Here is a 13960-nt window from a genome sequence, read left to right on the forward strand (position 1 = left end):
AATGGCAGCTAAAGACGTAAAATTCGGTAACGACGCTCGTGTGAAAATGCTGCGCGGCGTAAACGTACTGGCAGATGCAGTTAAAGTCACTCTGGGCCCGAAAGGCCGTAACGTGGTGCTGGATAAATCCTTCGGCGCTCCGACCATCACCAAAGATGGTGTTTCTGTAGCACGTGAAATCGAACTGGAAGACAAGTTCGAAAACATGGGCGCGCAGATGGTGAAAGAAGTGGCCTCTAAAGCGAACGACGCTGCAGGCGACGGTACCACCACCGCGACCGTACTGGCTCAGTCCATCATCACTGAAGGTCTGAAAGCTGTTGCTGCGGGCATGAACCCAATGGATCTGAAACGTGGTATCGACAAAGCTGTCGCTGCTGCGGTTGAAGAGCTGAAAGCACTGTCTGTACCGTGCTCTGACTCTAAAGCTATCGCTCAGGTTGGTACTATCTCTGCTAACTCCGACGAAACCGTAGGTAAACTGATCGCAGAAGCGATGGACAAAGTCGGTAAAGAAGGCGTGATCACCGTTGAAGACGGCACCGGCCTGCAGGACGAACTGGACGTGGTTGAAGGTATGCAGTTTGACCGCGGTTACCTGTCTCCTTACTTCATCAACAAGCCAGAAACTGGCGCAGTAGAACTGGAAAGCCCGTTCATCCTGCTGGCTGACAAGAAAATCTCCAACATCCGCGAAATGCTGCCGGTTCTGGAAGCCGTTGCTAAAGCAGGTAAACCGCTGCTGATCATCGCTGAAGATGTTGAAGGCGAAGCGCTGGCTACGCTGGTAGTTAACACCATGCGCGGCATCGTGAAAGTCGCTGCGGTTAAAGCACCGGGCTTCGGCGACCGTCGTAAAGCAATGCTGCAGGACATCGCGACTCTGACCGGTGGTACCGTTATCTCTGAAGAGATCGGTATGGAACTGGAAAAAGCGACCCTGGAAGATCTGGGTCAGGCTAAACGCGTTGTGATCAACAAAGACACCACCACCATCATTGATGGCGTGGGCGACGAAGAGGCAATCCAGGGTCGCGTGACTCAGATTCGCCAGCAGATCGAAGAAGCAACCTCTGACTACGATCGCGAAAAACTGCAGGAGCGCGTAGCGAAACTGGCAGGCGGCGTTGCCGTTATCAAAGTCGGTGCTGCGACCGAAGTTGAAATGAAAGAGAAGAAAGCACGTGTTGAAGATGCTCTGCACGCGACCCGTGCTGCGGTAGAAGAAGGCGTGGTTGCTGGTGGTGGCGTCGCGCTGATCCGCGTAGCAAGCAAAATTGCTGACCTGAAAGGTCAGAACGAAGACCAGAACGTGGGTATCAAAGTTGCGCTGCGCGCAATGGAATCCCCACTGCGTCAGATCGTACTGAACTGCGGCGAAGAACCGTCTGTTGTGGCTAACACCGTGAAAGCGGGCGACGGTAACTACGGTTATAACGCTGCAACTGAAGAGTACGGCAACATGATCGATATGGGTATCCTGGATCCAACCAAAGTGACCCGTTCTGCTCTGCAGTACGCAGCTTCTGTTGCTGGCCTGATGATCACCACTGAGTGCATGGTTACCGACCTGCCGAAAGGCGATGCGGCTGACTTAGGCGCTGCTGGTGGTATGGGCGGCATGGGTGGAATGGGCGGCATGATGTAATCATGTTGTTCTGCACCTCGCAGAAATAGAGAAACCCCTGGGCAGAAATGCCCGGGGGTTTTTCTTTTGATCAGCTTTTTAGTATAAGATTCTCACACGGACGATCTACGTCCAGCTCATTGATTATGGGGAATAGCATGCACGTGAAATATTTAGCAGGGATCGTTGGTGCCGCGCTACTGATGGCGGGTTGTAGCTCCAGCAACGAACTGAGCGCTGCCGGTCAAAGCGTACGCTTCGTAGAAGACAAGCCTGGTGCTGAGTGTCAGTTGCTTGGCACTGCTACCGGTAAGCAAAGTAACTGGCTGTCTGGTCAGCATGGCGAAGAGGGCGGCTCCATGCGAGGAGCGGCGAACGACCTGCGTAATCAGGCGGCAGCAATGGGCGGCAACGTGATTTATGGTGTGAGCAGCCCATCTCAGGGCATGTTATCCAGTTTTGTTCCGACCGCCAGTGAAATGAACGGTCAGGTTTATAAGTGCCCGAACTGATTTATTCAGTGTTGAAACATGTTGAAAACGCCCTCCGGAAACCTGAGGGCGTTTTGTTATTCTGCCGTTGCGGGCAATGTGGTCTGATAAAGCTGATACAGTGCTTTCAGGCAGCGTTCCCGAGGAAAGTGACCCGCGCCGGATGCGAGAGTCGCCACGGTGATACGGCAAGGTTTTCCTTCCAGCTTCTTCATCCGCGGGCTGAACGCCAGTAAACGCCGGGCCATTGCCTCGGTCTCTTTTATCTCCCCTCGAATGCGGGATTTCACGATTGTGCCGCATGCGCAATCTTGCCCATTGCTGTCGGTATAGTGATAAACCAGCGCCAGATAATGCGTGAACATCGCTAATTTCCATGCCGGATAGGGATAGTTGTCATACTTCATCTCACCGTCGCTTTTAATATCGGCATCGTACATGGGCAGAAAATCCAGTAATGAGGAGATCCTTAGCGATAATTTATGCATGCCGGCGTTATTAATGGCGTGAGAAATCGCGCTGATGACGACCGCAATCTGCGTATCTTCAAGCTGGAGGAGCAGTGAATGACCGCCCTGCAGTGAAAACGCCAACTGAAATCCTCTGGCGTGGCTGGTGTGCGGCTCTAGTTTCTCAACCCGTCGGCGGGTATCGGCTTCCAGCATCTGTGTTTTGGTCAGTGGTGGAATATTTTTGAGCATTGCCTGCATGGCGATATCCTGGCTTTTTTTGAAAGCAGCTTTCTGTTTGGCATTCCGCTGATTTTGCAAATACAGACGATGCTCAAAGTAGATATAAAGATCGCGCAGTTGGAGTGCCGAAATAAATATTAGCGAAGTTTCATTCTGCTCATGCCGGAGGTTAAGCGCCAGCGCCTGGAACTGGTTGCCGTGTCGAATGACGCCGGTGTTAATGCCGGTGAGTGTTAAGGCCATGGTGGTTCTCTCTGGATAGGTTTGTTCTGCCCGAAATGATGGGGGCTAAAATAACACCCGGTTTTGTTTCCTGAGAGTCGGTATCCGGACTTGAAAACTGCGCGAAGCACTCCGCGCAGGGTCAAAAGAGAGGGGTTATCGCTGCCTTAACTGCAAATCCAACGGCGTTTTGCTCGGCTCACCGCCGATTTCACGCGCCAGCTTCGGCACCATATAGCCGGAAACCAGCGTCAGCAGCTCCCGCATGATGGCGCGTGCTTCGTCGTCGCTGACCAGAAAATGGGCCGCGCCCTGAACCTTATCCAGCACATGCAGATAGTAGGGCATCACGCCTGCATCAAACAGTGCATTGCTCAGATCCGCCAGCGTTTGCGCGTTATCGTTGATATCGCGCAACAGTACGCTCTGATTCAACAATGTGACGCCTGCTATTTTCAGCTTGCGCATCGCCTGGCGGAAATCGTCGCCAATTTCCTGCGCATGGTTGATGTGGTTAACCAGCAAAATCTGCAGCGTTGAACGGGCAAAACGCGCGGTCAGACCTTCCGTCACGCGTGCGGGAATGACGATCGGTAAACGGCTATGAATACGCAGTCGCTTAATATGCGGTATCGCTTCCAACTGTGTGAGTAGCCAGTCCAGCTCATTGTCTTTGGCCATCAGCGGATCGCCGCCAGAGAAGATGATTTCATCCAGTTCCGGGTGCGCGACGATGTAATCCAGAGCCACCTGCCAGTTTCGCTTATTGCCCTGGTTCTCCGCATACGGGAAGTGACGGCGAAAACAGTAGCGACAGTTTACCGCACAGCCGCCTTTCACCAGTAATAGCGCCCGATTGCGGTATTTATGCAGTAATCCGGGCACGACGCTGTGCTGTTCTTCCAGCGGATCGGTTGAGAAACCGGGCGCTGAGACAAACTCGTCGCGCGAGGTGAGTACCTGGCGTAAAAGCGGGTCATCAGGATTGCCTTTTTCCATCCGCGCCACAAAAGCACGGGGAACACGCAAGGCAAAAAGACGTTTTGCCTCGCGACCGGCGAGTAAGTTTTCATCAGCGTCTACATTTAAAAGACGCAACAGTTCATCCGGATCGGTTATAACATCTGCAAGTTGCACTAACCAATCTTCTCTGGATGGGGTGTTTAGGGTTACAATATGCGCCATTTTGTGGCTAAGCTACCAGTTAACAATTTCAGAGGGCCTTATGGCGACTTACTATAGCAACGATTTTCGTGCCGGTCTTAAAATCATGATGGACGGCGAACCTTATGCAGTTGAAGCCAGTGAATTCGTAAAACCGGGCAAAGGCCAGGCTTTTGCGCGCGTTAAGCTGCGTCGTCTGCTGACCGGTACTCGCGTAGAGAAAACCTTCAAATCAACCGACTCCGCTGAAGGCGCAGACGTTGTCGATATGAACCTGACTTACCTGTACAACGACGGTGAGTTTTTCCATTTCATGAACAACTCCACTTTCGAACAGCTGGCTGCAGACGCGAAAGCGGTAGGCGACAGCGCTAAGTGGCTGTTGGATCAGGCTGAGTGCATCGTGACCCTGTGGAACGGCCAGCCTATTTCTGTTACCCCGCCGAACTTTGTTGAGCTGGAAATCATTGAAACGGATCCGGGCCTGAAAGGTGATACCGCAGGTACTGGCGGCAAACCGGCAACGCTGTCTACTGGCGCAGTGGTTAAAGTTCCGCTGTTCGTTCAGATCGGCGAAGTGATCAAAGTGGATACCCGTTCTGGTGAATACGTATCCCGCGTGAAGTAATACGCCTTACTTGATCTCATGGTGCAGCATTTGCTGCGCCATACATTTTTCCAGGGCAGGAATGATGAAACGTCTTCTCAGTCTTGTAACACTTATCTTACTGACCGCAACCTTGTTGACGGGGTGTAATACCGCACGTGGCTTTGGCGAAGATATCAAACATCTCGGCAATTCCATCTCCCACGCTGCCAGCTAGTCTTTTCGCATCGTCTGAAAAACCGTCTGTTTCCCGTCAAGTTACGGGATGTTGTCTATTATTAAGTAGCTATACGCACAACATTGGCTAAAAAGGAAGACGCTATGGTTAAGAAGACAATTGCAGCAATCTTTTCTGTTCTGGTACTTTCCTCTCTATTAACCGCCTGCAATACGACGCGCGGCGTTGGTCAGGATATTTCTGAGGGTGGCCAGGCTATCTCGGGCGCTGCGGCAAAAGCTCAGGATTAATCATGAACGGTACGACCGCTGTGCGTGTCGTGCCGTTAATCTTACCGGCCTGGCAGTGACAAAAACGGTGAATAGCGATTATCCATGTGCAGTTTCATGCGAATGTTGCGTTTGTAGGTGTAAACCGTTTTGCCATGAATCCCGAGCGCACTGGCAATTGCGTTGTTTCCCGTACCCTCCATCCACATCGTCAACACTTTCTCTTCCTGTGGCGTAAGCAGTGACGTGGCGGTTTTGGGCGTGTCTAAAAGCGGTCTCACGCGTAACGCAGCATGAATTGTTTTTGCGAGCTCATACAACGTGGCTGTTTTTGATAATACGGCATGGACAGCATACCGTGAGCTGAACGCTGAAGCACGGTATTCGCCGCCTGATTGCAGCAAGATAAGCGGAGCCATCCCGCAGGCCATAAAGAAGGGGGCAATCGGCTGAAATGGATGAGAGTCGTTAAGAAAGCTATATAAATCAGCAATAATCAAATGGGGCTTCCATTGCAGAATATGTTCTTTTGCCAGCAAGAGATTATTTAACCCTGACACCAGAAATGAAGCACTAAACAAACCAGAATGATTAAGCCAGGCCTCGATTCCCGTACGGGTAAAGTGGCATCGGTCAATCACTAATATTTTCAACATAAAATTATCGCATTCAGAAGTAAGGCCAATGGCTTCCTGACTTCAGAAAGCGTCTCATCATAGAGACGTCTGATGAGGACTAAATGCCGGAACTACGTTGCTTATTGCATCCAATTCAGGCTTTTAGGCGATCAGAAATAAAAAGATTGAAATTCACTTTTTGTCGGGCAAAAATACCTTTTCATTCATCGGCTTTGTGGGACGACCTGCAAACGTATCTTTCACCGGGGACGGCCCCATCTCTCTGGAGCCTAAAATGTCCTGGATTGTTTTGTTAATTGCTGGCCTGCTTGAAGTTGTATGGGCGATTGGCCTCAAATATACCCACGGATTTACCCGTCTGACGCCAAGTGTTATTACCGTCGTCGCCATGATCGTCAGTATTGCGATGCTCTCATGGGCAATGAAAACCCTGCCCGTTGGGACTGCGTACGCGATCTGGACCGGTATAGGCGCCGTTGGTGCGGCCATCACCGGGATTCTCTTACTGGGTGAATCCGCCAGCCCGATGCGTCTGGCCAGTCTGACGCTGATCGTTGCGGGTATTATTGGTCTGAAGCTCAGCACCCATTAATGGGGTTGTTTCACCCAGATTAACTTACTGACATCAAACCCTTCCCGGGTCGCGACGGCGAGTATTTGCTGCTTCATTTCGTCAGAAATGGTCGGTGTGCGCGAGAGAATCCACAGATAGTCGCGATCCGGGCCGCACACCAGCGCGTGGTGATATTCTCTGTCAAGTGCGATGATGTTGTAGCCACCATAAAATGGACCAAAGAACGAGACTTTCAGTGCGGCCCGACGGGGATCGCCGGTAAACCAGGCCTTTCCTTCCGTTTTTTGCCACATTTCCCGATCCGGATTGTAGCCCTTGTTGGTCACATTAAGGCCGCCGTCATCGCGCAGGCTGTAAGTGGCGGTGACTTTTTCAAGTCCTCTTTCGAAGCGATGATCAAAGCGTGCAATTTCATACCAGGTGCCGAGGTAGCGCTTCACATCAAAGTTATTGACGACTGTAACGCCCTTCGGCGGAGTGGGTGAGCTGCAAGCAACCACTAAAAACGCGGCTGTCACCGCGGTGATAACAGGCAGAATTCGCATGGGGGTTTCCTTGCTGGTTTTCTGTTAAGTGTAGATGACAGCAAGGAAAAGGTGGGCAGTGACAGATTACTGCAGAGATTCCAGAATCTGATATGCGGCGGCGACACGTGCCGGATTTGGATAGCTTTTATTCGCCAGCATCACGATACCGAGCTCTTTCTCTGGAATAAAAGCAACGTAACTGCCAAACCCGCCGGTAGAGCCCGTCTTGTGTACCCAGGATGTTTTGACCGCAGGCGCGGGTGGGTTAATTTCCACGGCTGTCAGTGCTGCCAGCGCGATCTTATTATCGCTACCCTTAATGACCGTTTCGCCCTGTACCGGCCAGTTCAGCATTTCCCAGCCCAATCCCTGATACATCTCTCCAATACGCCAATAGCGCGACTGGGCTAGCATCACGCCTTGTTGCAATGTTTTGTCCTGAATATGGGAGGCGTCCATGTTGGCCTGGACCCAGCTTGCCATATCTTCAATGCTGGATTTAACACCATACGCCTCTGCATCCAGTGGGCCGGGTGAAACATGAACAGGCTTACCTTCGCGATAACCCCAGGCATAATCTTTCTGTTCTGACGTGGGGACGGTAATCCAGGTATGTTCGAGTTTTAGCGGTTTGAAGACGCGCGTGGTCATTGCTTCTTCGTAATTCATGCCAGAAGGTTTGACCGCCAGCGCGCCAAACAAGCCGATGCTGGAATTGGCGTACAGACGTTTGCTGCCCGGAGCCCACTCCGGCTGCCAGGTTTGATAGTAGTGAAGCAGCGAAGCGTCATCCGTCACGCTGTCCGGCACCTGAAGCGGTAAGCCCCCGGCAGTATAGGTCGCCAGATGTAGCAGGCTGATACCATGCCACTGTTTACCCTTCAACGCAGGCCAGTATTTTGTAGCCGGATCGCTGAGTTTGATTTCACCGCGAGCGACAGCATCCCCCGCCAATACTCCGGTGAATGTTTTACTCACGGAACCGAGTTCAAACAGGGTGTGTGGAGTGACCGGGCGGTTTTTGGCAATGTCGGCATTACCCCAGGTAAAGAACCTCGGCTTACCCTGATAAATCACCGCAACGGCCATTCCCGGCATCGCCTGCTCTTTCATTAATGGGGTAATGGTGCGGTTTACAACATCAGCGATGTGTTGCTCAGTGTGCGGTGTGGCAAGCACTGAACTGGAGGCAGTAAGGAGTAACACACTGCAGAGGGTTTTGTTCATCATGACGTTATTTCCGTAACAGAGAGCCAGAGGGATATCCGGGACAGATTGCGGCAGTAGATTACACTATTTGCGATGATGGCAGGGAGAAGAGACAGCAGAAATAAAACGGCCCGCCAGTGGCGGGCCGGAACAACGGTGGTGCTAATCAGAGCGTGACGATAGCAATCAGCGTCACAACGGTCAGAATGGCAGCCAGGCCGTAGAAGACCCACTTGCCAGCCGGCACGTGGATTTTCAGGTCATGCATCAGGTGGTGCAAACGGTGTAAACCACACCACAGCGGCAGAACGATCATCAGGAACAGGAACACGCGGCCAATAAAGCTTTGTGCAAAGGCCAGTACACGTTCGTAGCTCAGGGCATCGCCCGGGAAGAGTCCCAGTGGCAGCATAATGCCGACCAGCAGAACCATGACCGGCGCAATGATCGCGCCCCACATACCACCTGCACCAAACAGTCCCCAGAATACGGGTTCGTCAGAGCGTTTTGGATTTGGATTAATCATCCCGGACTCCTTACCAGTACAGGGCAACATACAGAATAACTACGGTCGCAACCGCAGTAACCGCCCAGAGACCTTTGATGATCGGCTCTGGCCCCATTTTTTCGTCTTTTACAATGATGTTGGCCGCTTTTGGCGCCAGCTCAAACCAGGTCTTGGTATGCAGCAATGCTGCAGCCAGAGCGATCAGGTTGAGGATCACCACTACTGGGTTTTGCAGAAAACCGACGAATCCCATCCAGGATTCAGCGCCATGCTTGAGGGCAAACAGGCCGAAAATCAGTTCAATGCTGAACCAGGCTGCCAGCGCTGCGGTGCTCTCGCGCAGCATGTAAAAGCGATAAAACGGCAGCTTCTTCCACCAGGTGGACGTCATTGGCCGCACATAGGCTTTGCGTTTAGTCGTCATCTTGCACTCCTTAGCGTGGTTTCAGGGTAGCGATAAGAAAGTCTTTCGAGCTTTCTACTTTACCCTGCTGGATGGCTGCAGCCGGATCGACGTGTTTCGGACACACTTCGGAGCAGTAGCCCACGAAAGTACAACTCCAAACGCCGTTCTGGCTATTCAACTGAGCCATACGCTCCTTCTTACCGTGGTCGCGGCTATCTTCGTTATAACGATGCGCCAGCGTAATCGCCGCCGGACCGATGAACTCAGGGTTCAGGCCGAACTGCGGGCACGCGGCGTAACACAGACCACAGTTGATGCAACCGGAGAACTGGTGATACTTCGCCATTTGCGCCGGAGTCTGGGTATTCGGACCCTGACCCGGTGTGCGTGAATTACCGATGATGTACGGTTTTATGGCTTCCAGGCTTTCGATAAAGTGCGTCATGTCGACGACCAGATCGCGCTCAATCGGGAAGTTGCCCAGCGCTTCAACCTTCATACCGCTGGTGTAATCACGCAGGAAGGTTTTGCACGCCAGTTTTGGTACGTTGTTGACCATCATGCCGCAAGAGCCGCAGATTGCCATACGGCAGGACCAGCGGTAGCTCAGGTCTGGTGCCAGGTTATCTTTGATGTAGCCCAACGCATCCAGAAGTGACGTTGTTTCATCATAAGGGACATCATAGAAAGCACTGTGCGGCGCGGTATCCACTTCCGGGTTATAGCGCACCACCTCAACTTTCAGGTTTTTCATCTCAGCCATTCGCCTTCTCCTTCTTATCGGCTGCTTCCGCTTCGCCACCGTATACACGTTTTGCTGGCGGCAGAGTGGTGATTTTCACGTCGCTGTAGTCCAGGCGAGTGGTGCCATCAGCATCGCGGAAGGCGAGGGTATGTTTGAGGAAGTTGACGTCGTCACGCTCGGTGCAACCTTCGTCCAGACGCTGATGCGCGCCGCGCGATTCTTTACGTGCCAGAGCGGAGTGCGCCATACATTCAGCAACATTCAAACCGTGGCCCAGCTCGATGGTGTACAGCAGGTCGGTATTGAAGACGCTGGACGTGTCGGTAATACGCACACGCTTGAAGCGTTCCTGCAGTTCAGCCAGCTTATCAACCGTTTTCTGCATGAGTTCTGGCGTACGGTAGATACCGCAACCTTCTTCCATGGACAGACCCATTTCATCACGGATCTTCGACCAGTTTTCGCTGCCTTCCTGGTTCACCAGGTCTTTCAGACGCTGTTCAACGCCTGCAACCTGTGCATCAAGCGCAGCGCTGTTGGCGGTACCCGCTGTAGAAGCGCGTTCCATCGCTTGCTCACCAGCAAGACGGCCAAAGACCACCAATTCTGCCAGGGAGTTAGAGCCCAGACGGTTGGCACCATGCAGACCTACAGAGGAACATTCGCCAACGGCAAACAGACCTTTGATGCGGGTTTCGCAGTTTTGATCGGTTTCGATACCGCCCATGGTGTAGTGCGCGGTCGGACGAACCGGGATTGGCTCTTTAACTGGATCGACGCCGACATAGGCTTTCGCCAGTTCGCAGATGAACGGTAAACGTTCGAGCAGTTTTTTCTCGCCGAGGTGACGCAGGTCGAGGTGAACCACATCGCCACGCGGGGTGGAGATGGTGTTGCCTTTACGCCATTCGTGCCAGAAAGCCTGAGAAACTTTGTCACGCGGACCCAGTTCCATGTATTTGTTCTTCGGCTCACCCAGCGGGGTTTCCGGACCCATGCCGTAGTCCTGTAGATAACGGTAGCCGTTTTTGTTGACCAGAATACCGCCTTCACCACGGCAGCCTTCAGTCATCAGGATACCAGAGCCTGGCAGACCGGTTGGGTGATACTGAACGAATTCCATATCACGCAGCGGAACGCCGTGGCTCAGTGCCATACCCATACCGTCACCGGTTACGATGCCGCCGTTGGTGTTGTAACGGTATACACGGCCAGCGCCGCCCGTTGCCATCACCACCGCGTTAGCACGGATTTGCACCAGCGTGCCTTCCATCATGTTCATCGCGACCAGACCGCGGGCATGGCCGTCGTCTACCAGGATGTCCAGAACGAAGTGTTCGTCGAAACGCTGAATTTGCGGGAACTGCAGGGAAGTCTGGAACAGGGTGTGGAGCATATGGAAGCCGGTCTTATCCGCGGCGAACCAGGTACGCTCAATTTTCATCCCGCCGAAACGACGTACGTTGACGCTACCGTCTTCACGACGGCTCCACGGGCAACCCCATTGCTCCAGTTGCGTCATTTCAGTTGGACAGTGGTGAACAAAGTAGTCCACGACATCCTGCTCACACAACCAGTCTCCACCTGCTACCGTATCGTGAAAATGGTAGTCAAAGCTGTCATGATCCTGCGCGACAGCGGCTGAGCCACCTTCGGCAGCAACCGTGTGGCTGCGCATTGGGTACACTTTTGAGATCAGTGCGATTTTAGCGTTAGGATTTGCCTGCGCGGCAGCAATTGCAGCGCGTAATCCTGCGCCACCGGCGCCTATAATGGCAAGATCGGCTTGAAAGGTTTGCACGACATTCCTCCAGATTGTTGTTATTTCACCACTCACGCAGTCAGTTTAGTCTCTGATATATGCGAATGGCGAATGCGATTCCACTGCTCCTTTATAGGTATCGTAGTATAGTCGCAGGGATAGAAGGGAAATTTGACGTGTTCGATTTTTTTAGCGTATCAGTGGCGCGAATTATCATTGATTTCGATTAATTTAATTACTAAACCTTCCATCTTCAGTTTTTTAACCTTCGATTCCACATAAGGCGCATGCGCGCAATATTTGTCTCCCTGACAGGTTACGAGTAGACTTCGTGCCCTTGTCATATATCGGAGAAAGAACCATGAGCGAAACGGCAACCTGGCAGCCGAGCGCGTCCATCCCCAATCTGTTAAAACGCGCGGCAATTATGACGGAAATTCGTCGTTTCTTTGCCGATCGTGGAGTGCTTGAGGTTGAGACGCCTTGCATGAGTCAGGCGACGGTAACAGACATTCATTTGTTCCCGTTTGAGACGCGTTTCGTTGGACCTGGTCATTCGCAGGGGATGAACCTCTACCTGATGACCAGCCCGGAATACCACATGAAACGCCTGCTGGTGGCGGGATGCGGTCCGGTCTTTCAGCTATGCCGCAGTTTTCGTAATGAAGAGATGGGGCGTCACCATAACCCGGAATTCACCATGCTTGAGTGGTATCGTCCTCACTACGATATGTACCGCCTGATGAATGAAGTGGATGACCTCCTGCAGCAGGTGCTCGATTGCCAGCCTGCAGAAAGCCTCTCTTACCAGCAGGCGTTTCAACGCCATCTCGAGCTTGACCCGCTGTCAGCAGATAAAACCCAGTTGCGTGAAGCCGCAGCAAAACTGGATTTAAGTAATATCGCGGATACAGAAGAAGACCGGGATACGCTGCTGCAACTGCTGTTTGTTATGGGCGTCGAACCGCATATTGGTAAAGAGAAACCCGCGTTTGTGTACCATTTTCCGGCAAGTCAGGCATCTCTGGCGCAAATCAGTACGGAAGATCATCGTGTGGCTGAACGTTTTGAGGTGTATTTCAAAGGTATTGAGCTGGCGAATGGTTTCCATGAGTTGACGGATGCCCGCGAGCAGCAGCAACGCTTTGAACAAGACAACCGTAAGCGTGCGGCGCGCGGTCTGCCGCAGCAGCCTATCGACAATAACTTACTCGAAGCCTTAAAAGTGGGTATGCCGGATTGCTCCGGTGTGGCGTTAGGCGTTGATCGTCTGGTGATGCTGGCATTAGGGGCTGAAAGCCTTGCAGACGTGATTGCTTTCACCGTCGACCGCGCATAACGACCTTTCTGCAAGGCGGCTAAATCGCCGCTTTGCAGCCTCTATGTTCGTTTTACCTCTAATAGCCACAATTTGTTTCTGGGTATCTGCTATCGTGCTGGCCTTAATTCTGTTTTGATTTATGCATTGCTGACCTCGACAGGGGGGCAGCGCAAATGGGTGAGCGACGTTTGAAAAACGTTCTCCCCGGTGAGGAAGATTTTAATGCTCCAAACAATAAAAAAAATGAGCCTGATTGGCCTCATTCTGATGATATTTACGTCAGTTTTTGGTTTCGCAAATAGCCCCTCCGCTTTTTATTTAATGGGGTATAGCGCCATCCCGTGGTATATTTTTTCTGCACTGTTATTCTTTATTCCCTTTGCATTAATGATGGCCGAGATGGGTTCCGCTTATCGAAAAGAAGAGGGTGGAATATACTCGTGGATGAATAATAGCGTTGGGCCACGCTACGCATTTATCGGTACCTTTATGTGGTTCTCCTCTTATATTATCTGGATGGTGAGCACCGCAGCTAAAATTTGGGTTCCTTTCTCGACATTCTTGTTTGGCGCAGACATGACGCAGCACTGGCAGTTTGCCGGGCTTGAGCCTACACAGATCGTTGGACTGCTCGCCGTGGGATGGATGATTCTGGTGACGGGCATTGCCGCCAGAGGGATTAATAAAATTGCACGTATTACCGCAGTAGGCGGTATTGCAGTGATGTGCCTTAATTTAGTTTTGCTGTTGGTGAGTGTCGCTATTTTGTTATTAAATGGCGGGCATTTTGCGCAAGATATTAATTTTGTCGCCTCACCGAATCCTGGATATCAGTCCGGCCTGGCAATGTTGTCATTCGTTGTTTTCGCTATTTTTGCCTACGGTGGTATTGAAGCAGTCGGTGGTCTTGTCGATAAAACAGAAAAACCGGAAAAAAACTTTGCCAAGGGAATTGTCTGGTGATGCTGCCAACTTACTGATTTAGTGTATGATGGTGTTTTTGAGGTGCTCCAGTGGCTT

General features: G+C 51.9%; 16 protein-coding genes and 1 pseudogene. 8 read left to right on the forward strand and 9 right to left on the reverse strand.

Annotated features, from left to right (window positions below; genetic code table 11):
- Position 1: 1 nt before the first annotated feature.
- Complete coding sequence (groL, locus tag CJP72_RS22115) at positions 2–1648, forward strand: chaperonin GroEL (RefSeq protein ID WP_162383444.1); 1647 nt, start codon at positions 2–4, stop codon at positions 1646–1648.
- Positions 1649–1785: 137 nt separating this feature from the next.
- Entirely contained in the window at positions 1786–2139 is a 354-nt protein-coding gene (locus tag CJP72_RS22120; RefSeq protein WP_162383445.1) for a DUF4156 domain-containing protein, read from the forward strand.
- Between the two features lie 56 nt (positions 2140–2195).
- Here the strand turns inward: CJP72_RS22120 and yjeJ are convergent, their stop codons facing one another.
- The gene (gene yjeJ / locus CJP72_RS22125; RefSeq protein WP_162383446.1) at positions 2196–3053 is read right to left on the reverse strand and encodes a YjeJ family protein; all 858 of its coding nucleotides are present in this window, start codon (positions 3051–3053) and stop codon (positions 2196–2198) included.
- 135 nt (positions 3054–3188) lie between these two features.
- Positions 3189–4217, reverse strand: a complete 1029-nt coding sequence (gene epmB, locus CJP72_RS22130) for an EF-P beta-lysylation protein EpmB (RefSeq protein ID WP_162383447.1) — start codon at positions 4215–4217, stop codon at positions 3189–3191.
- A 40-nt stretch (positions 4218–4257) separates the two neighbouring features.
- Between epmB and efp the strand changes: the two genes are divergently transcribed.
- The 3 genes from efp (at position 4258) to ecnB (ending at position 5271) form a co-directional block, all read left to right on the forward strand.
- Positions 4258–4824: an elongation factor P gene (gene efp, locus CJP72_RS22135; protein ID WP_162383448.1), complete on the forward strand. Its 567-nt coding sequence runs from the start codon at positions 4258–4260 to the stop codon at positions 4822–4824.
- Between the two features lie 61 nt (positions 4825–4885).
- Positions 4886–5020 (forward strand): lipoprotein antitoxin entericidin A, encoded by a 135-nt coding sequence (gene ecnA, locus CJP72_RS22140; RefSeq protein ID WP_162383449.1) that lies wholly within the window; start codon positions 4886–4888, stop codon positions 5018–5020.
- 104 nt (positions 5021–5124) lie between these two features.
- Positions 5125–5271, forward strand: a complete 147-nt coding sequence (gene ecnB, locus CJP72_RS22145; RefSeq protein WP_162383450.1) for a lipoprotein toxin entericidin B — start codon at positions 5125–5127, stop codon at positions 5269–5271.
- Positions 5272–5312: 41 nt separating this feature from the next.
- Here ecnB and CJP72_RS22150 read toward each other — a convergent pair whose 3' ends face one another.
- Entirely contained in the window at positions 5313–5906 is a 594-nt protein-coding gene (locus tag CJP72_RS22150; protein WP_162383451.1) for a helix-turn-helix domain-containing protein, read from the reverse strand.
- 256 nt (positions 5907–6162) lie between these two features.
- Between CJP72_RS22150 and sugE the strand changes: the two genes are divergently transcribed.
- Positions 6163–6480 carry a quaternary ammonium compound efflux SMR transporter SugE gene (sugE, locus tag CJP72_RS22155; protein ID WP_162383452.1) on the forward strand — a complete coding sequence of 106 codons (318 nt, stop codon included), beginning with the start codon at positions 6163–6165 and terminating at the stop codon, positions 6478–6480.
- Here sugE and CJP72_RS22160 read toward each other — a convergent pair.
- The 6 genes from CJP72_RS22160 to frdA form a co-directional block, all read right to left on the reverse strand.
- Positions 6477–7007: a lipocalin family protein gene (locus CJP72_RS22160; RefSeq protein WP_162383453.1), complete on the reverse strand. Its 531-nt coding sequence runs from the start codon at positions 7005–7007 to the stop codon at positions 6477–6479. The two genes, sugE and CJP72_RS22160, sit on opposite strands and share 4 nt — an antisense overlap.
- A 66-nt stretch (positions 7008–7073) precedes the next feature.
- The gene (ampC, locus tag CJP72_RS22165) at positions 7074–8219 is read right to left on the reverse strand and encodes a CMY2/MIR/ACT/EC family class C beta-lactamase (protein ID WP_162383454.1); all 1146 of its coding nucleotides are present in this window, start codon (positions 8217–8219) and stop codon (positions 7074–7076) included.
- A 145-nt stretch (positions 8220–8364) separates the two neighbouring features.
- Positions 8365–8724: a fumarate reductase subunit FrdD gene (gene frdD, locus CJP72_RS22170; protein ID WP_162383455.1), complete on the reverse strand. Its 360-nt coding sequence runs from the start codon at positions 8722–8724 to the stop codon at positions 8365–8367.
- Positions 8725–8734: 10 nt separating this feature from the next.
- Positions 8735–9130 (reverse strand): fumarate reductase subunit FrdC, encoded by a 396-nt coding sequence (gene frdC / locus CJP72_RS22175; RefSeq protein WP_162383456.1) that lies wholly within the window; start codon positions 9128–9130, stop codon positions 8735–8737.
- Between the two features lie 10 nt (positions 9131–9140).
- A complete protein-coding gene (frdB, locus tag CJP72_RS22180; protein ID WP_162383457.1) occupies positions 9141–9875 on the reverse strand; it encodes a fumarate reductase iron-sulfur protein in 735 nt (244 codons plus the stop codon).
- A complete protein-coding gene (gene frdA / locus CJP72_RS22185) occupies positions 9868–11658 on the reverse strand; it encodes a fumarate reductase (quinol) flavoprotein subunit (RefSeq protein WP_162383458.1) in 1791 nt (596 codons plus the stop codon). Before frdA ends, frdB begins: the two co-directional genes overlap by 8 nt.
- Positions 11659–11980: 322 nt before the next feature.
- Between frdA and epmA the strand changes: the two genes are divergently transcribed.
- Together epmA and yjeM are read left to right on the forward strand one after the other, a co-directional pair.
- A complete protein-coding gene (gene epmA / locus CJP72_RS22190; protein ID WP_162383459.1) occupies positions 11981–12958 on the forward strand; it encodes an elongation factor P--(R)-beta-lysine ligase in 978 nt (325 codons plus the stop codon).
- Positions 12959–13162: 204 nt separating this feature from the next.
- Positions 13163–13900: pseudogene (yjeM, locus tag CJP72_RS22195) on the forward strand (glutamate/gamma-aminobutyrate family transporter YjeM); the annotation flags it as partial.
- Positions 13901–13960: the final 60 nt, after the last annotated feature.

This window comes from Citrobacter sp. NCU1, from assembly GCF_010231475.1.
In the GTDB taxonomy this organism is placed as follows: domain Bacteria; phylum Pseudomonadota; class Gammaproteobacteria; order Enterobacterales; family Enterobacteriaceae; genus Citrobacter_D.